Annotated in this window: 16 protein-coding genes and 1 other annotated feature; all 16 genes read left to right on the forward strand. The window is 46.7% G+C overall.

All coding sequences use genetic code 11. The annotated features are described in order from the left end of the window. Positions 1-266 precede the first annotated feature (266 nt). Positions 267-800 carry a transcription termination/antitermination protein NusG gene (gene nusG, locus ADU22_RS05675; protein ID WP_046524748.1) on the forward strand — a complete coding sequence of 178 codons (534 nt, stop codon included), beginning with the start codon at positions 267-269 and terminating at the stop codon, positions 798-800. Positions 801-972: 172 nt separating this feature from the next. Beyond that, positions 973-1398, forward strand: coding sequence for a 50S ribosomal protein L11 (gene rplK, locus ADU22_RS05680; protein ID WP_023626445.1), 426 nt, complete (start codon positions 973-975; stop codon positions 1396-1398). A 118-nt stretch (positions 1399-1516) separates the two neighbouring features. Beyond that, positions 1517-2215: a 50S ribosomal protein L1 gene (gene rplA / locus ADU22_RS05685; protein ID WP_053361308.1), complete on the forward strand. Its 699-nt coding sequence runs from the start codon at positions 1517-1519 to the stop codon at positions 2213-2215. A gap of 51 nt (positions 2216-2266) precedes the next feature. Then, positions 2267-2404: a sequence feature (ribosomal protein L10 leader region), on the forward strand. 30 nt (positions 2405-2434) lie between these two features. Continuing rightward, positions 2435-2935 (forward strand): 50S ribosomal protein L10, encoded by a 501-nt coding sequence (gene rplJ / locus ADU22_RS05690; RefSeq protein ID WP_053361309.1) that lies wholly within the window; start codon positions 2435-2437, stop codon positions 2933-2935. A gap of 52 nt (positions 2936-2987) precedes the next feature. After that, positions 2988-3353: a 50S ribosomal protein L7/L12 gene (rplL, locus tag ADU22_RS05695; protein WP_046524751.1), complete on the forward strand. Its 366-nt coding sequence runs from the start codon at positions 2988-2990 to the stop codon at positions 3351-3353. 204 nt (positions 3354-3557) lie between these two features. After that, complete coding sequence (locus ADU22_RS05700) at positions 3558-4178, forward strand: class I SAM-dependent methyltransferase (RefSeq protein WP_053361310.1); 621 nt, start codon at positions 3558-3560, stop codon at positions 4176-4178. Between the two features lie 221 nt (positions 4179-4399). Beyond that, positions 4400-7960: a DNA-directed RNA polymerase subunit beta gene (gene rpoB, locus ADU22_RS05705; RefSeq protein WP_053361311.1), complete on the forward strand. Its 3561-nt coding sequence runs from the start codon at positions 4400-4402 to the stop codon at positions 7958-7960. A gap of 135 nt (positions 7961-8095) precedes the next feature. Further along, positions 8096-11695, forward strand: a complete 3600-nt coding sequence (rpoC, locus tag ADU22_RS05710; protein ID WP_053361312.1) for a DNA-directed RNA polymerase subunit beta' — start codon at positions 8096-8098, stop codon at positions 11693-11695. Between the two features lie 173 nt (positions 11696-11868). After that, entirely contained in the window at positions 11869-12117 is a 249-nt protein-coding gene (locus ADU22_RS05715) for a 50S ribosomal protein L7ae-like protein (protein ID WP_053361313.1), read from the forward strand. A 102-nt stretch (positions 12118-12219) separates the two neighbouring features. Next, entirely contained in the window at positions 12220-12642 is a 423-nt protein-coding gene (rpsL, locus tag ADU22_RS05720; protein WP_053361314.1) for a 30S ribosomal protein S12, read from the forward strand. A 39-nt stretch (positions 12643-12681) separates the two neighbouring features. Then, the gene (rpsG, locus tag ADU22_RS05725; RefSeq protein ID WP_046524757.1) at positions 12682-13152 is read left to right on the forward strand and encodes a 30S ribosomal protein S7; all 471 of its coding nucleotides are present in this window, start codon (positions 12682-12684) and stop codon (positions 13150-13152) included. 48 nt (positions 13153-13200) lie between these two features. Further along, positions 13201-15279, forward strand: coding sequence for an elongation factor G (fusA, locus tag ADU22_RS05730; RefSeq protein ID WP_053361315.1), 2079 nt, complete (start codon positions 13201-13203; stop codon positions 15277-15279). 117 nt (positions 15280-15396) lie between these two features. Then, complete coding sequence (gene tuf / locus ADU22_RS05735; protein ID WP_053361316.1) at positions 15397-16584, forward strand: elongation factor Tu; 1188 nt, start codon at positions 15397-15399, stop codon at positions 16582-16584. 288 nt (positions 16585-16872) lie between these two features. Then, complete coding sequence (locus ADU22_RS24135; protein ID WP_502688757.1) at positions 16873-16986, forward strand: DUF2292 domain-containing protein; 114 nt, start codon at positions 16873-16875, stop codon at positions 16984-16986. 378 nt (positions 16987-17364) lie between these two features. Then, a complete protein-coding gene (locus ADU22_RS05740) occupies positions 17365-18081 on the forward strand; it encodes a phosphoadenylyl-sulfate reductase (protein ID WP_053361317.1) in 717 nt (238 codons plus the stop codon). Between the two features lie 15 nt (positions 18082-18096). Then, on the forward strand, positions 18097-19173 hold the full coding sequence (gene cysP, locus ADU22_RS05745; protein ID WP_053364476.1) for a sulfate permease: 1077 nt from the start codon (positions 18097-18099) through the stop codon (positions 19171-19173). Positions 19174-19202 lie beyond the last annotated feature (29 nt).

A 19202-nucleotide genomic window follows, 5' to 3' on the forward strand; every position in this document is an offset into this window, starting at 1 on the left:
CAGCGCCTAGCTCCTTGGGTCATAAGCCAATCCCTTTCAGAAGTCCAAAAACGACTTCTTGCAGGGCTCGTCTTATGCCTGGCGGAGCTGGACAGGCGCTTCCGCATTTCAGCGGTCCAGCTGCGGCGCCTAGCCCTTCGCGTCATAAGTCGCCCCACTCTTAAAGTCAAAGAACGACTTTCCGAGTGGTTCGCCTTATGCCGTAAGGGCTGGACAGGCGCCTCCGCATTTCGAGATAGGAGGGACGGACGCTACAGTCCTCTAATATGGAAAAGAATTGGTATGTTGTTCATACGTATTCAGGTTATGAGAACAAGGTGAAGACCAACCTGGAAAAGCGTGTTGAATCGATGGGTATGCAGGATAAGATCTTCAGGGTGATTGTGCCTGAAGACGAAGAAACTGATTTCAAAAATGGCCAGAAGAAAATTGTCAAAAGAAAGACGTTTCCTGGCTATGTGCTTGTAGAGCTGGTCATGACCGATGATTCCTGGTATGTGGTCCGCAATACGCCGGGTGTAACAGGGTTTGTTGGTTCTGCCGGTTCAGGATCCAAGCCAACTGCCCTGCTTCCGGAAGAAGTGGCAACCATCCTGAAGCGCATGGGTGTGGAAGAAAAACGGGTGGATATCGATTTTGAATTGGGAGAAACTGTCCAGGTAAGTGAAGGGCCGTTCAACAACTTTACAGGAACGATTGAAGAAATTGACAAGGACAAAGGCAAGCTTAAAGTTCTTGTTAATATGTTCGGCCGTGATACCCCTGTAGAACTGGAATTTTCGCAGATTAAAAAATTATAACTTGAAATAACTTGAAATTGAAAATGAAAAGTGGTAATATTTCAAAGGTCAGTATGTCTCGCCAAGCGGGACAGACATAAATTATTATGTTCTTTATTTTAGATAAAGACTGGACTTGAGTGGGAGGGTGAATCCCTATTACCACATCACGGACTTTAAGGAGGTGTGTCTCGTGGCTAAAAAAGTAATTAAGATGGTTAAATTGCAAATCCCTGCTGGTAAAGCAAACCCAGCGCCGCCGGTTGGTCCTGCACTAGGTCAAGCAGGTGTGAACATCATGGGATTCTGTAAGGAGTTCAATGCTCGTACAGCTGATCAGGCTGGTTTGATCATTCCTGTAGAAATTACGGTATTTGAAGACCGTTCCTTTACATTTATTACGAAAACTCCTCCTGCTGCCGTTCTTTTGAAAGTAGCAGCTGGAATTCAGTCTGGTTCAGGTGAACCAAACCGTAATAAAGTAGCGACAGTCAAGCGTGATAAAGTGCGCGAGATTGCTGAACAGAAAATGCCTGACCTGAACGCAGCAAGCGTTGAAGCAGCAATGCGCATGGTCGAAGGTACTGCACGCAGCATGGGTATCACTATTGAAGACTAATTGCTGATGCAAGGACATGGGGGTTGCGATGCTGACAAGTTTCACTCGCAACCTTTCATTTGTCCGTTAAAAAGTGGGAGGTCTATCCGCTAAAACCACAATATAGGAGGAAATAAAAATGGCTAAAAAAGGCAAAAAGTATCAAGAAGCCGCTAAGCTAGTAGATCGTTCGAAAGCTTATTCTATCCAGGAAGCAATCGAGCTTGCCAAAAAGACAAGCATCGTTAAATTTGACGCTACTGTTGAAGCAGCATTCCGTTTGGGCGTTGACCCTAAGAAAGCTGACCAGCAAATCCGTGGAGCGGTTGTCCTGCCAAACGGAACTGGTAAAACTCAGCGCGTCCTTGTTTTCGCTAAAGGCGACAAGGCTAAAGAAGCAGAAGCTGCTGGAGCAGACTATGTTGGCGATGCAGAGTACATCAACAAAATCCAGCAAGGCTGGTTCGAGTTTGATGTAATCGTAGCTACACCTGACATGATGGGTGAAGTTGGTAAGCTTGGCCGCGTATTGGGACCTAAAGGCTTAATGCCAAACCCTAAGACTGGCACTGTTACTTTTGATGTAACAAAGGCTGTTAACGAAATCAAGGCTGGTAAAGTTGAATACCGCGTTGATAAAGCTGGTAACATCCACGTTCCAATCGGAAAGGTTTCTTTCGAGGACCAAAAGCTTGTTGAAAACTTCAACACCATTTTCGATACAATGATGAAGGTTAAGCCAGCTGCTGCAAAAGGAACTTACATGAAGAACGTTGCCGTTTCCACAACAATGGGACCTGGCGTTAAAGTAGATCCTGCTACAGCAACAGCAAAATAATACCAATTGACAAATTACAGCTGATTTATATATAATAAATTCTGTTGTGAAAATAAAATAACATTTGTACCGCAGACAGCAGGTGCCGAAAGGCTTAATCTCCTGCCGAGGTCATACGATAGATTTACAAGATACACTATTGTATACTCCCTCCATGTCTGTTTGACCTGGAGGTTTTTTATTGCCTGGTATGAATGTAGATAAACAGGAGGTGTAAAGATGAGCAGCGCTATCGAAACAAAGAAACAACTAGTTGGTCAGATTGCTGACCAGTTCAAAGCCAGCCAATCAACGATCATTGTTGACTACCGTGGTTTGACTGTTGGTGAGGTTACTGAACTTCGCAAACAGCTTCGTGAAGCAGGCGTAGAATTCAAAGTGTACAAGAACACAATGACTCGCCGTGCCGCTGAAGCTGCTGGTCTTGAGGGTCTGAACGATGTATTGACTGGACCGAATGCCATTGCATTCAGCACAGAAGATGTTATCGCTCCTGCGAAGATCCTTAATGAATTCGCGAAAAAGAACGAAGCACTTGAAATCAAAGCTGGTGTAATCGAAGGGAACGTTGCTTCTGTTGAGGAAGTTAAGGCTCTTGCAGAACTACCATCCCGCGAAGGCTTGCTTTCTATGCTACTCAGCGTGCTTCAAGCACCTATCCGCAATCTTGCTCTTGCTGCAAAAGCTGTTGCAGACCAAAAAGAAGAACAAGGCGCGTAAGCTAGTATACGTTTAAACAATAAAACAACCAACCAATAGGAGGAAATTAACAATGACTAAAGAACAAATCATTGAAGCAGTTAAAAACATGACTGTTTTAGAACTAAATGACTTAGTAAAAGCTATCGAAGAAGAGTTCGGCGTAACAGCTGCTGCTCCTGTAGCAATGATGGGCGGAGCTGCTGGTGCAGACGCTGCTGCTGAGCAAACTGAATTTGATTTGGTACTTGCATCTCCTGGAGACCAAAAAATCAAAGTTATCAAGGTTGTTCGTGAAATCACAGGCCTTGGTCTTAAAGAAGCGAAAGAACTTGTTGACAACACTCCAAAAGCTCTTAAAGAAGGCATTGCTAAAGAAGAAGCTGAAGAGCTTAAAGCTAAGCTTGAAGAAGTTGGAGCAAACGTTGAAGTTAAGTAATAAACCTGAAAAAAGCTCGCTGACAAGCGGGCTTTTTTTGGCTAATGAAAAGTATAAGTGCAACTACGCCTCTGTCTACGCCCTTAGGGGCTTGCCAATCGGCGAGTTTTCTTTACCTGTTCAAAAATAGCATTTCCTGCACCGGATGACGGTGTTCCCCAACCCTATGACTGCAATTGAAGCCCTTGCCTGGAGGTGGCTGTTATGACAAATCACTATTACTCAAAGAAACCGGGAACGGAGAGTGCGCCTGCGTACTGGGATTTCAACCTCAAGGGGCATAAGTTCCGGTTTAAGACGGATAGCGGCGTGTTTTCCAAGAAGGAAGTTGATTTTGGCTCCCGGCTGCTGATCGAATCCTTTGAATATACACATGACGGAGGAAAAATCCTTGATGTCGGCTGCGGGTATGGACCCATCGGGCTTTCCATCGCCAAGGCATATCCGGATGCAGTGGTTCATATGGTGGATGTCAACGAAAGAGCGCTTGGCCTTGCAAAGGAAAATGCAGCCCAGAATGCCGTGGAAAATGTAAGGATTTATGAAAGTGACCGGCTGCTTCAGGTAGATGGCGGGCCATTTCAGGCGATCCTGACAAATCCGCCAATCAGGGCCGGCAAAAATATCGTTCACGATATCTTTGAGCAAAGCGTGGACCATTTGTGTGCCGGTGGAGAATTATGGGTAGTTATCCAAAAGAAACAAGGTGCTGCATCTGCCATTGCCAAGCTTGAGGAGTTATTTGCCCGTGTGGATGTGGTAGAGAAAAAGAAAGGGTATTTTATAATAGCAGCTAAAAAAGTTGACGACGAAAAAACGCTATGATAATATTATAAAATGCCAATAGATTAGTTTTCTCTATTTTGCTAAAAAAAACGTTTTGAGTATAATTTTGGGTAATTAGGGAAAACTAACAAAATAATTGTTCGTTGTAGAAAATGTGGTTTTTGGACGTGAAAACCCTTTTTCTTTTTGTCTTATGAATGTTTAGCATCAAAAGAACACGAATAGTGGAATAATTACGCTTGATTTGAGGGGTGAATCAGTTGACAGGTCAACTAGTTCAGTATGGACGGCACCGCCAGCGAAGAAGTTATGCAAGAATCAGTGAAGTATTGGATCTGCCAAATTTAATAGAAATTCAAACGGCGTCCTATCAGTGGTTCCTTGATGAAGGGCTTCGTGAAATGTTCCAGGATATTTCTCCAATTGAAGACTTCACAGGCAACTTGTCGCTGGAATTTATTGATTACAGTCTTGCCGAACCAAAATATCCAGTGGAAGAATCCAAGGAGAGAGATGTTACTTACTCTGCTCCATTACGAGTGAAGGTCCGCCTTGTTAACAAAGAAACGGGTGAGGTAAAGGATCAGGACGTCTTTATGGGCGACTTCCCTCTTATGACGGAAACTGGAACTTTCGTTATCAATGGGGCCGAAAGGGTTATCGTATCCCAGTTAGTGCGTTCTCCAAGCGTATACTACAGCGGGAAAATGGACAAAAACGGGAAAAAGGGCTTTTCAGCCACAGTCATCCCGAACCGCGGCGCCTGGCTTGAATATGAAACTGATGCGAAAGACGTTGTATATGTAAGGATTGATCGTACGAGGAAGCTCCCTGTTACGGTTCTTTTGCGTGCTCTAGGATTTGGATCAGACCAGGAAATCATCGATTTGATCGGTGACAATGAATATATTCGCAATACGCTTGAGAAGGACAACACGGAAAGCACAGAGAAAGCATTGCTTGAAATCTATGAGCGTCTCCGTCCAGGTGAGCCGCCTACAGTGGATAATGCCAAAAGTCTGCTTGTTTCCAGATTCTTTGATCCGAAAAGGTATGACCTTGCAAGTGTAGGCCGCTATAAAATAAATAAAAAGCTTCATATTAAAAACCGCCTGTTCGGCCAGAAGCTGGCTGAAACACTGGTAGACCCTGAAACAGGGGAAATCATTGCGGAAAAAGGTACCACCCTTGACCGCCGTACGCTCGACCGGCTGATTCCAAGCCTTGAAAAAGACGTAGGATTTGGGACCCACAGACCTGTCGGCGGTGTGGTGGAAGATGACATTTTGCTTCAAACTATCAAAATCTATGCACCTAATGACGAAGGCGAGAAGGTAATCAACGTCATTGGGAATGCCTATGTGGAAGAGCCGGTTAAAAATATTACTCCGGCAGATATCATCGCGTCCATCAGTTATTTCTTCAACCTGCTGCATGGTGTTGGTGATACGGATGATATCGACCACCTGGGCAACAGACGTCTGCGTTCCGTTGGCGAACTGCTTCAAAACCAGTTCCGAATCGGTCTTTCCAGGATGGAGCGTGTGGTTCGTGAAAGGATGTCCATTCAGGATACTAACACAATTACACCGCAGCAGCTGATTAATATCCGCCCTGTCATCGCTTCAATCAAAGAGTTCTTTGGAAGCTCCCAGCTTTCCCAATTCATGGACCAGACAAATCCGCTTGCCGAGCTTACTCATAAGCGCCGTCTGTCTGCATTGGGGCCAGGTGGATTGACACGTGAACGTGCCGGTTTTGAAGTGCGTGACGTTCACTACTCCCACTATGGACGCATGTGTCCGATTGAAACGCCTGAAGGGCCGAACATTGGTCTGATCAACTCGCTGTCGTCCTTTGCGAAAGTAAACCGTTTTGGGTTCATTGAAACTCCATACCGGAGGGTCGACCCAGAGACAGGATTGGTCACATCTCATTTTGATTATTTGACCGCTGATGAAGAAGATAATTATGTCGTTGCCCAGGCGAATGCAGTGCTGTCTGAAGAAGGAGCCTTTGTGGATGACATGGTTGTCGCCCGTTTCCGCGGCGAGAACACGGTCGTGCCGCGCGAGCGCGTCGACTACATGGACGTATCTCCTAAACAGGTTGTATCTGCTGCGACAGCATGTATTCCGTTCCTTGAAAATGATGACTCCAACCGCGCCCTGATGGGAGCGAACATGCAGCGTCAGGCTGTTCCATTGATGCAGCCGGAAGCCCCGCGTGTCGGTACAGGTATGGAGCACGTTTCCGCCAAGGATTCAGGAGCTGCTGTCATCTGCAAGCATGAAGGAATCGTTGAACATGTGGAAGCCCGCGAAGTATGGGTGCGCCGCGTCATGAATGTTGACGGCCAGGAGGTCAAAGGTGACCTTGATAAATACAGGCTGCTGAAATTCATCCGTTCCAACCAGGGTACTTGCTACAACCAGCGCCCAATCGTCAGTGTCGGCGACCATGTGGCGAAGGGAGAAATCCTTGCCGATGGCCCGTCCATGGAAAAAGGGGAACTTGCCCTTGGCCGCAACGTACTGGTTGCCTTCATCAACTGGGATGGCTATAACTATGAAGATGCGATCATCATGAGTGAACGCCTTGTAAAAGACGATGTGTACACATCGATCCATATAGAAGAATATGAATCAGAGTCCCGCGATACGAAATTGGGGCCTGAAGAAATCACCCGTGACATCCCGAATGTCGGGGAAGATGCGCTCCGCAACCTTGATGAGCGCGGCATCATCCGCATTGGGGCCGAGGTGAAGGACGGCGACCTGCTTGTTGGTAAGGTCACTCCAAAAGGTGTAACCGAACTGACAGCCGAAGAACGCCTGCTGCATGCCATCTTTGGAGAGAAGGCAAGGGAAGTCCGAGACACTTCTCTTCGCGTCCCTCATGGCGGCGGCGGAATCGTCCTGGATGTCAAAGTCTTCAACCGTGAAGATGGAGACGAATTGCCGCCGGGTGTCAACCAGCTTGTCCGCGTTTATATCGTTCAGAAGCGTAAGATTTCCGAAGGGGATAAAATGGCGGGACGCCACGGAAACAAAGGGGTTATTTCCCGAATCCTGCCTGAAGAGGATATGCCTTACCTTCCGGATGGCACGCCAGTTGATATCATGCTGAATCCATTGGGAGTACCTTCACGGATGAACATCGGGCAGGTGCTTGAGCTTCACCTTGGCATGGCTGCCAGAAGTCTTGGCATCCATGTGGCATCGCCGGTATTCGATGGTGCAACGGAAGAAGATGTGTGGTCAACGATTGAGGAAGCAGGCATGGCCCGCGATGCGAAAACCGTCCTTTATGACGGACGTACCGGAGAGCCGTTCGACAACCGGGTATCGGTAGGCGTCATGTATATGATCAAGCTTGCCCACATGGTTGACGATAAGCTTCATGCCCGTTCTACAGGACCATACTCCCTTGTTACGCAGCAGCCGCTTGGCGGTAAAGCCCAATTCGGCGGCCAGCGTTTTGGGGAGATGGAAGTATGGGCCCTTGAAGCCTACGGTGCCGCCTATACGCTGCAGGAAATCCTGACAGTCAAGTCGGATGACGTTGTCGGCCGTGTTAAAACCTATGAAGCGATTGTCAAAGGGGAAAATGTCCCTGAACCAGGCGTGCCTGAGTCCTTCAAGGTATTGATGAAAGAACTTCAGAGTCTTGGTATGGATGTCAAAATCCTTTCAGGCGATGAAAAAGAGATTGAAATGCGCGACTTCGATGATGATGAAGACTTGCAGCATAGCGAATCATTAACGATTGCTCCGGAACCAGAGGATCTTGATTCTGAAAAAGTAGGATCAAAGGAATAAGTGAAATTATGGGTGGGGAAAGCCGGCAGCTGGCAAGGCTGCCCGGCTTTCAATCCTGCCAGGCTGCTTTTTGAGAGAGGCTGGCTGATGATTTCACTACGGGTAAAACCCTAGATTAAAAGGGAGGTAGGCCCCTTGCTGGATGTCAATAATTTTGAATATATGAAGATTGGCCTCGCTTCGCCGGATAAAATCCGTTCATGGTCATTTGGTGAAGTAAAGAAGCCAGAAACAATCAACTATCGTACTTTGAAGCCGGAAAAAGATGGCTTGTTCTGCGAACGCATCTTCGGTCCTACTAAGGACTGGGAATGCCATTGCGGAAAATACAAACGCGTCCGCTATAAAGGCGTCGTCTGTGACCGGTGCGGAGTGGAAGTCACACGTGCGAAGGTCCGCCGTGAACGTATGGGTCATATCGAATTGGCTGCTCCCGTTTCACATATTTGGTATTTCAAAGGAATACCAAGCAGAATGGGGCTTGTGCTCGATATGTCGCCTCGTGCCCTCGAAGAAGTTATTTACTTCGCGTCCTATGTAGTGACAGAAACAGGCGATACGGCTCTTGAAAAGAAGCAGCTTTTATCGGAAAAGGAATACCGTGCATACCGCGACAAATACGGAAACAAGTTCCAGGCGGGCATGGGTGCGGAAGCGATCAAGAAGCTTCTCTCCGATATCGACCTCGACAAGGAAGTCGATGCGCTGAAAGAAGAACTGAAGACAGCACAGGGTCAGCGCCGTACGCGTGCGATCAAGCGTCTTGAAGTACTGGAGGCGTTCCGCAACTCCGGAAATGAGCCTTCATGGATGATTCTTGATGTACTTCCAGTCATTCCTCCTGAATTGCGTCCAATGGTACAGCTTGACGGCGGCCGTTTTGCGACATCCGATCTGAATGATTTGTATCGCCGGGTCATCAACCGGAACAACCGTCTAAAGCGCCTTTTGGACCTTGGTGCTCCGAGCATCATCGTCCAGAACGAAAAAAGGATGCTTCAGGAAGCCGTTGACGCCCTGATTGATAATGGCCGCCGCGGCCGTCCGGTAACCGGACCAGGAAACCGTCCGTTAAAATCCCTTTCCCATATGCTGAAAGGGAAACAAGGGCGCTTCCGCCAAAACTTGTTAGGAAAGCGTGTCGACTACTCCGGCCGTTCGGTTATTGTCGTCGGACCAAACTTGAAAATGTACCAGTGCGGACTTCCAAAAGAAATGGCGCTGGAGCTGTTCAAGCCATTTGTCATGAAGGAACTTGTCCAAAAAGGACTTGCCCATAATATAAAATCGGCCAAGCGCAAGATTGAAAGAGTCCAGCCTGAGGTATGGGATGTGCTTGAAGATGTCATCAAGGAGCATCCGGTTCTGCTTAACCGTGCCCCAACTCTTCACAGACTTGGAATCCAGGCGTTCGAACCAACCCTTGTCGAAGGCCGCGCAATCCGCCTTCATCCGCTTGTGTGTACTGCGTACAACGCCGACTTCGATGGTGACCAGATGGCCGTCCACGTGCCGCTGTCAGCTGAAGCCCAGGCAGAAGCACGCTTGCTGATGCTAGCGGCGCAAAACATCCTGAACCCTAAGGATGGAAAGCCTGTTGTAACGCCATCCCAGGATATGGTCTTGGGTAACTATTATCTTACCCTTGAAAGGGAAGGCGCTGTTGGCGAGGGCATGATCTTCAAGGATACCAATGAAGCGCTGCTTGCTTACCAGAATGGCTATGCCCATCTTCATACAAGGGTAGCTGTCCATGCCGGTTCACTTGGCAACCAGACCTTTACGGAAGAGCAAAACGGACAGTTGCTGCTGACAACTGTCGGGAAGCTGATCTTCAATGAAATTTTGCCGGCTTCATTCCCGTATATCAATGAGCCAACCAAAACGAATCTTGAAGAAAAGACTCCTGAGAAATATTTTGTTCCAAAAGGTGCGGACGTCAGGGAGATTATTAAAGGTATGCCGCTTGTCGATCCTTTCAAGAAGAAGATTCTTGGAAACATCATTGCGGAAGTCTTTAAGAAATTCCAGATAACCGAAACATCAAAAATGCTCGACCGCATGAAAGACCTTGGTTTCCGTTTCTCATCCAAGGCTGGAATTACAGTTGGTGTGGCGGACATCGTGGTCTTGGGCGAAAAAGAGCAGATCATCAATGATGCACAAACGAAAGTCGATAATGTCATGAAGCAATTCAGACGTGGTCTGATCACAGAAGATGAGCGATATGACCGGGTTATCTCCATTTGGAGTGCAGCGAAAGATACAATTCAGTCCAAATTGATGAAGTCCTTGAGCAAAACAAACCCAATCTTCATGATGAGCGACTCCGGTGCCCGTGGTAATGCATCGAACTTCACTCAGCTTGCAGGGATGCGCGGCCTGATGGCCAACCCGGCTGGACGGATTATCGAACTTCCTATCAAGTCCAGCTTCCGTGAGGGATTGACGGTATTGGAATACTTCATCTCGACGCACGGTGCGCGTAAAGGTCTTGCCGATACGGCTCTTAAAACGGCTGACTCCGGTTATCTGACACGACGCCTTGTTGATGTTGCCCAGGATGTCATTGTACGTGAAGACGACTGCGGCACAGACAGAGGCCTTGATGTAAGGGCGTTGCGTGATGGCACGGAAATCATCGAGCCGCTTGATGAGCGTCTGGTTGGGCGCTATGCAAGGAAAACAATCAAACATCCGGAAACAGGTGCTGTTCTCGTCGAGGAAAATGGCCTGATTACGGAAGATTTAGCTGTTGAAATCACCGAAGCCGGCATTGAAGAAGTCTGGATCCGATCCGCCTTCACATGTAATACCCGTCATGGCGTATGTAAAAAATGTTATGGCCGCAACCTTGCGACAGGCCAGGAAGTGGAAGTCGGCGAAGCGGTCGGAATCATTGCTGCCCAGTCCATTGGTGAGCCAGGTACTCAGTTGACAATGCGTACTTTCCATACCGGTGGTGTTGCAGGTGACGATATTACCCAAGGTCTTCCGCGTATCCAGGAATTGTTTGAGGCCCGTAATCCAAAAGGCCAGGCCGTCATTTCCGAAATCAGCGGTGTTGTTGTCGGAATCAATGAAGGCCGTGACCGCCAGCATGAAATCGTGGTACAAGGTGAAGTGGAATCACGGACATACACTGCTCCATATACAGCAAGGCTGAAAGTGGCAGTAAACAGCCAGGTTGAGCGCGGCCAGGAACTCACGGAAGGCTCCATCGATCCGAAGGAACTTCTGAGGGTGAAGGACGTTAAATCTGTTCAGGAATACCTGCTTCGCGAAGTGCAAAAAGTTTACCGCATGCAAGGTGTAGAAATCGGTGACAAGCACGTTGAAGTCATGGTGCGCCAGATGATGAGGAAAATCAGGGTCATCGATGCCGGTGAAACGGAAGTTCTTCCAGGCACCCTGCTTGAAATCCATCAGTTTACAGATGCCAACCGCAAGGCTCTTCTTGAAGGGAAATTGCCTGCGACCGGACGCCCGGTGCTTCTGGGAATCACAAAGGCATCCCTGGAAACAGATTCCTTCCTGTCTGCTGCTTCCTTCCAGGAAACAACGAGGGTCCTGACAGATGCAGCAATCAAGGGCAAGCGCGACGAACTCCTGGGATTGAAGGAAAACGTCATTATTGGAAAACTTGTTCCAGCCGGTACTGGCATGCAGCGCTATCGCAGAGCAGAACCAGTATTAACGGATGAGACAGCTGAAGACACTGTGACCGTAGAGTAGAACTGTTTATACAAATGCGGCACGTCCTGGTTAGTGGGAAGTGCCGCATTTTTCTTTTATGGTAGTGGTAAAAAACGGAAGAATAAATTTTTCAATGCGATTGTTGACATCCGCCACTCAAGGTGCTAATATAGCAAAGGTGCTCCTATTTACCAGATGCTTTGGAGGATATCATGTCTTATGAAAAAGTATCGCAGGCGAAACACTTTGTTATAGGAACAAAGCAAACAGTGAAAGCTCTAAAGGCTGAAAAGGTGAAGGAATTAATCATAGCCTTGGATGCCGATCCAACCATTACAGCATTGCTGAAAAAAACGGCTGTTGAGACAGGCGTAGAAATGGCCTTCGTTGATTCAAAGGCAAAACTCGGCAGAGCTTGCGGGATTCAAGTAGGAGCGGCAGCTGTAGCAATTTTAATGTAAAAAACTGTTTTTGTGGTGTAAGACTGCAAAGACTTTGTTTTTAGCAAAAAATGAACCACCTGGATGTGTGGGTCTACCAAAGAAGTGAAAGGAGGAAACAAAATGCCTACAATTAACCAATTAGTACGCAAGCCTCGTAAATCCATCGAGGAAAAATCAAAATCACCAGCGCTTAACAAAGGCTACAACAGCTTCAAAAAAGCGCAGACCAACCTTACTTCTCCACAAAAACGTGGTGTTTGTACTCGTGTTGGAACAATGACACCAAAGAAGCCGAACTCAGCGCTTCGTAAATATGCCCGTGTACGTTTGACAAACGGAATCGAGGTAACAGCTTATATTCCTGGTATCGGCCACAACCTTCAAGAGCACAGTGTTGTTCTTATCCGCGGCGGCCGTGTTAAGGACTTGCCAGGGGTACGTTACCACATCGTTCGTGGAGCACTTGATACAGCTGGCGTAAACAACCGTATGCAAGCACGTTCCAAGTACGGCACAAAGCGTCCAAAAGCACCAAAGAAATAATAAGACAATAGAACACCCTTTCTGAAAGGAGGAAATTATATGCCACGTAAAGGTCCTGTTGCAAAGAGAGATGTATTACCGGATCCGATTTACAATTCCAAATTAGTTACACGTTTAATCAACAAAATGATGATCGATGGCAAGAGAGGTAAATCCCAAACGATTTTGTACTCTGCATTTGACATCATCGCAGAGCGCACAGGCAAAGATGCAATCGAGGTATTCGATCAAGCATTGAAAAACATCATGCCTGTCCTAGAAGTAAGAGCACGCCGTGTTGGTGGTGCCAACTACCAAGTACCAGTTGAGGTGCGCCCTGAACGCCGTACTACTCTAGGTCTTCGCTGGTTGGTCAACTATGCGCGTCTTCGCGGAGAAAAGACAATGGAAGAGCGCCTGGCTAACGAAATCCTTGATGCAGCCAACAACACTGGAGCATCAGTCAAGAAGCGTGAAGATACACACAAAATGGCGGAAGCAAACAAAGCGTTTGCCCACTATCGTTGGTAATTTAACCTTCAACAAAAAAACACTCATACATGGAAGGAGAAAGACCCAATGGCAAGAGAGTTCTCCTTGGAAAGAACACGTAATATCGGAATCATGGCTCACATTGATGCTGGTAAAACAACCACAACCGAACGTGTCCTGTACTATACTGGAAAAATCCACAAAATCGGTGAAACACACGAAGGTGGAGCACAGATGGACTGGATGGAGCAGGAGCAAGAGCGTGGAATCACAATCACTTCTGCTGCAACAACAGCTTCATGGAAAGACCATCGCGTAAACATCATTGACACTCCGGGACACGTAGACTTCACTGTTGAAGTTGAACGTTCCCTTCGTGTACTTGATGGCGCTGTAGCCGTACTTGACGCCCAGTCAGGTGTTGAGCCCCAGACAGAAACAGTTTGGCGCCAGGCTACTACTTATGGAGTACCGCGTGTAGTATTCGTTAACAAAATGGATAAACTCGGCGCGGACTTCCTTTACTCTGTAAGCACTCTGCATGATCGTCTTCAAGCGAACGCACACCCTATTCAGCTGCCTATTGGTGCTGAAGATGAATTCACGGGCATTATCGACCTGGTTGAAATGAAGGCAAGATTCTACGGAAATGACCTTGGTACAGATGTTACTGAAGGCGACATTCCTGATGAATACAAGGACCAGGCTGAAGAGTACCGTGAAAAGCTTCTTGAAGCGGTAGCAGAGCTTGACGAAGAGCTAATGGAAAAATACCTTGGCGGAGAAGAGCTGACGATTGAAGAAATCAAGGCTGCGATCCGTAAAGGAACAGTAAATGTTGAATTCTATCCGGTAATCTGCGGATCTGCATTCAAAAACAAAGGTGTCCAGCTGATGCTTGATGCTGTTATCGACTACCTGCCGGCTCCAACAGATGTTGCATCAATCCAGGGACATATTCCTGATACTGAAGAGGTTGTAGAACGCCATTCAAGCGATGAAGAGCCATTCTCAGCGCTTGCATTCAAAGTTATGACCGACCCTTATGTTGGTAAACTGACATTCTTCCGCGTTTATTCCGGAACTCTAGAATCTGGCTCTTACGTCCAGAACTCTACTAAAGGAAAACGTGAGCGTGTTGGACGTATCCTGCAGATGCATGCGAACAGCCGCCAGGAAATCTCCAAGGTTTACTCTGGTGACATTGCTGCAGCCGTAGGCTTGAAAGATACAACAACTGGAGACACTCTATGTGATGAAAAGTCGCTTGTTATCCTTGAATCCATGCAGTTCCCAGAACCAGTTATCCAGCTTTCCGTAGAGCCTAAGTCAAAAGCCGACCAGGATAAGATGTCTACAGCTCTGCAAAAGCTTCAGGAAGAAGATCCAACATTCCGTGCACATACTGACCAGGAAACTGGACAGGTTATCATTGCCGGTATGGGAGAGCTTCACCTTGATATCATCGTTGACCGTATGAAGCGTGAATTTAAAGTGGAAGCAAACGTTGGTGCCCCTCAGGTTGCCTACCGTGAAACTTTCCGTGCTTCTGCGCAGGTAGAAGGTAAATTCGCCCGCCAATCCGGTGGACGCGGACAATACGGACACGTTTGGATTGAGTTCTCTCCAAACGAAGAAGGAAAAGGATTCGAATTCGAGAACGGCATCGTCGGTGGGGTTGTTCCACGTGAATACATCCCGGCGGTACAAGCTGGTCTTGAAGACGCTCTTGACCGCGGTGTCCTTGCAGGCTACCCGCTTGTGGACATCAAAGCAAGATTGTTTGACGGATCTTACCATGACGTTGACTCCTCTGAAATGGCGTTTAAGATTGCCGCTTCCCTGGCTCTTAAGAACGCAGCTTCCAAGTGTCAGCCGGTTATCCTTGAGCCAGTCATGAAGGTTGAAGTCGTTATCCCAGAAGAATATCTTGGCGATATCATGGGTATGATTACAGCCCGCCGCGGACGCGTTGAAGGTATGGACGCTCGCGGTAATGCACAGGTAGTTCGTGCGATGGTTCCACTTTCAGAAATGTTTGGTTATGCAACAGCTCTTCGTTCAAGCACTCAGGGACGCGGTGTGTTCTCCATGCACTTCGACCACTACGAAGAAGTTCCAAAATCAGTTTCTGAAGAAATCATCAAAAAAAATAAAGGTGAATAATTGCAATTCCCTTTTATATCAAGTATAACTACTAATGTAAGATAGCTGTGAAAAAGGCTTTCCTTTTTCACAGCCTTAAAAATACTTAACTTTTCAAAATCAAAGGAGGAAATCCTAATGGCAAAAGCTAAATTCGACCGCTCCAAGCAGCACGTCAATATCGGAACTATTGGTCACGTTGACCATGGTAAAACTACTCTAACAGCTGCAATCACAACTGTTCTTGCGAAAGCAGGCGGCAGTGAAGCACGCGGTTACGACCAAATCGACAACGCTCCAGAAGAAAAAGAGCGTGGAATCACAATCAACACTTCTCACGTTGAATATGAAACAGCTAACCGTCACTATGCACACGTTGACTGCCCAGGCCACGCTGACTATGTTAAAAACATGATCACTGGTGCTGCACAGATGGACGGCGGTATCCTTGTAGTATCTGCTGCTGACGGCCCAATGCCACAGACTCGTGAGCACATCCTTCTTTCCCGTCAGGTAGGCGTACCTTACCTTGTTGTATTCATGAACAAGTGCGACATGGTTGACGATGAAGAACTTCTTGAGCTAGTAGAAATGGAAGTACGTGATCTTCTTTCTGAATACGACTTCCCTGGCGATGACATCCCAGTTATCAAAGGTTCTGCTCTTAAAGCTCTTGAAGGAGAAGCTGAGTGGGAAGAAAAAGTTCTTGAGCTTATGGCTGCAGTTGATGAGTACATCCCAGCTCCAGAGCGCGACACTGACAAGCCATTCATGATGCCTGTCGAGGACGTATTCTCAATCACTGGCCGTGGTACAGTTGCTACAGGACGTGTAGAGCGTGGACAAGTTAAAGTCGGTGACGTTATTGAAATCATCGGTTTGACTGAAGAGCCAAAATCTACTACTGTAACAGGTGTAGAAATGTTCCGTAAGCTTCTTGACTATGCAGAAGCTGGAGACAACATCGGTGCGCTTCTTCGTGGTGTAGCACGTGAAGACATCCAGCGTGGACAAGTACTTGCTAAGCCAGGTTCTATTACTCCACACACTAAGTTCAAAGCTGAAGTTTACGTTCTTTCAAAAGAAGAAGGTGGACGTCATACTCCATTCTTCTCTAACTACCGTCCTCAGTTCTACTTCCGTACAACTGATGTAACTGGTATTTGTAATCTTCCTGAAGGCGTAGAAATGGTTATGCCTGGAGATAACATCGAAATGACTGTTGAACTGATCGCTCCAATCGCAATCGAAGAAGGAACTAAGTTCTCTATTCGTGAAGGCGGCCGTACTGTAGGCGCTGGCGTTGTAGCTTCTATCCAAGAATAATCGACTTACCCAAAACCAGATGGATCCAATCCATCTGGTTTTTTATATTCCCTTCAACACACTGAAACCCCACCGCACCGCAAGGTGCCTGACCCCGAATGCTTTAAAGCGGTAACGTGTGCCTGACCCCACAACTATTTACCTAAAAACAGGAAAATGCAGTGAAAGTTATTGACATTGGATACGGTTTATTATAAATTTAATTAAACCGATGTATTAAGTCGGAATAAACTTGTTCATCTTTTTGGAGGGGCTGAAGTGACAAAAGCGAGTGAGCAGGAAGCGGTGCTGTTAAAAGTTCAGGAGCTGTTGAATAAAATGAAATTCGGCTCCATTACTCTAATCATCCAAGATGGTGTTGTTGTCCAGATTGAACAAAACGAAAAAATAAGATTAAAATAATGGCTCTGCTGACCAGATAAACTGGAGGCAGTCTTGACCGTTGGGTTAAGACTGCCTTTTTATATTTTGGCTCTATTATTATTCATTGTTGATTCCCATAGAAGCATGAGAATTATTAAGGGGAGAATTTCCGGTTATTGTAGCAGAGGCACCTTAAGAAACAGAAATAAGGGTAAAAATTCCCATTATCTTCTCAAAAGAAGGCAAGATTCATGATTCTGATCCCTATAACCGGAAAAACTCCTCTTATTTTAAGGGAAATAGGGATATTTCCCGAATTAACCGGATTTTCTCCCTTTATTTTTTGAATTAGGGTGAAATCAACATTCAGTGATAACAGAGCGTATATTTTAATATTGAACAATAGGGGGGAATCAAATGGTTGAAAAGCTGTCGTACAACCAATTCAGTGACTATATACAGCCTGAATTTCCAAGTGGCAGTGAGACGAAGGGTGCACTGGAAGTATTGGAATGGGCCTATGGGCATTATGAAGACGGCGAACTGATTTACGCCTGCAGCCTGGGAATCGAAGGTATGGTGTTGATTGATCTGATAACAAAGGTCAAGCCAAATGCCAAAGTGGTCTTCCTTGATACCAATATGCATTTCAAGGAGACATATGAACTAATCGACAAGGTTAAGGAACGTTATCCCGAACTTAATCTGGAATTAAAGCAGCCTGACCTGACATTGGAAGAACAGGCAAGAGAACACGGGGGTGAACTTTGGAAATCCAACCCGAACAAATGCTGTGAAATCCGTAAGGTGCTGCCCCTGCAACATGTTCTTTCAGGTGCGACTGCCTGGTTAAGCGGACTTAGAAGAGAGCAGTCTGAATCCCGAAGGAGTACTGAATTCCTTAATTTGGACCATAAATTCAGAAGTGTGAAAATCTGCCCTCTTATCCATTGGACATGGAAAGATGTCTGGCGATATGCCCACAACAATGACCTCCCATATAATATCCTGCATGATAACGGCTACCCAAGCATCGGCTGCCGAACATGTACGGCTCCTGCTTTTAATGCAGATGACATGCGCTCAGGAAGGTGGACTGGTTCTGGCAAGACTGAATGCGGTCTCCACCAATAAGGGGTAAATATCATGTTGATTGTATATGCAGCATGTGCTGTCGCACTTTTTTTGGCAATGAACATTGGAGCAAGCGGTGCTGCAGCTTCCATCTCCATTGCATACGGATCCGGAGCCATTGCAAGCCGCAGGAAGGCACTGTTGATTTGCGGGGCGGCCATTTTCCTGGGGGCGGTTATCGGAGGACGTGAAGTCGTTAAAACAATCGGTTCCGGGATCATCCCTGCAAATATTCTTGATCCAAAGGTCGTGCTTATCATCCTGTCTTCTGCTGCACTATCCTTATTTATTGCGAATATGATGGGAATCCCCCTCTCTACCAGTGAAATTACGGTCGGTTCCGTCGTTGGCGTCGGTGTGGCTTATCAGGCACTTTACATTAAAAACATTCTTGTCATTGTCGGTTTTTGGGTTATCGTGCCAATAATCGCATTCAGTTTAGCGGTGATGTTTGGAAAACTGATTCAATATGTTGAAAAGAAACATCCTGCAATAAAGAGTGAAAAGATGAAAAAGCCCTTAATCATTTTCGTCATTGCTGTAGGCTTTTTGGAAGCATTCTCGGCAGGCATGAACAACGTGGCCAATGCGGCCGGGCCGCTTGTAGGTGCAGAAATTATTCCTCTCGGTACTGGTGTTTTCATAGGGGGGCTGTTCATTGCCTTGGGGGCGGTAACAATGGGCGGAAGAGTGCTTCAGACCAATGGGAAAAAAATAACGAATTTTTCACTGCTCGAAGGGGGAGCCATTTCCGGTACCGGAGCATTCCTCGTTATCCTTGCCTCCATCTTTGGCCTGCCGGTGCCGCTCACTCAAGTCACCAGTTCTGCCATCATAGGCATCGGAGTGGCCCAAAAAGGCAGGGAGATTTTTAAAAAGAGGATCATCACGAAAATCTTAAAAGTATGGATTGTGTCGCCTGTATTGGCGCTTGTCCTGTCTTATGGTCTTGTAAAGCTATTTATAAATAGTGATATATACACGGTTTTTGTCCTATTTGGTGTAAGTGCCGCTACATTGGGGACATTGTCGCTGGCCAAAACCATAAAGGACGAGAACAGATCAGTTTTTGAAAACAGCGGGGGAATTTGACCAAAATCCGACTAATTCTACCCGAATAC

The organism is Bacillus sp. FJAT-27251, from assembly GCF_001273925.1.
Taxonomy (GTDB): Bacteria; Bacillota; Bacilli; order Bacillales; family Cytobacillaceae; genus Mesobacillus_B.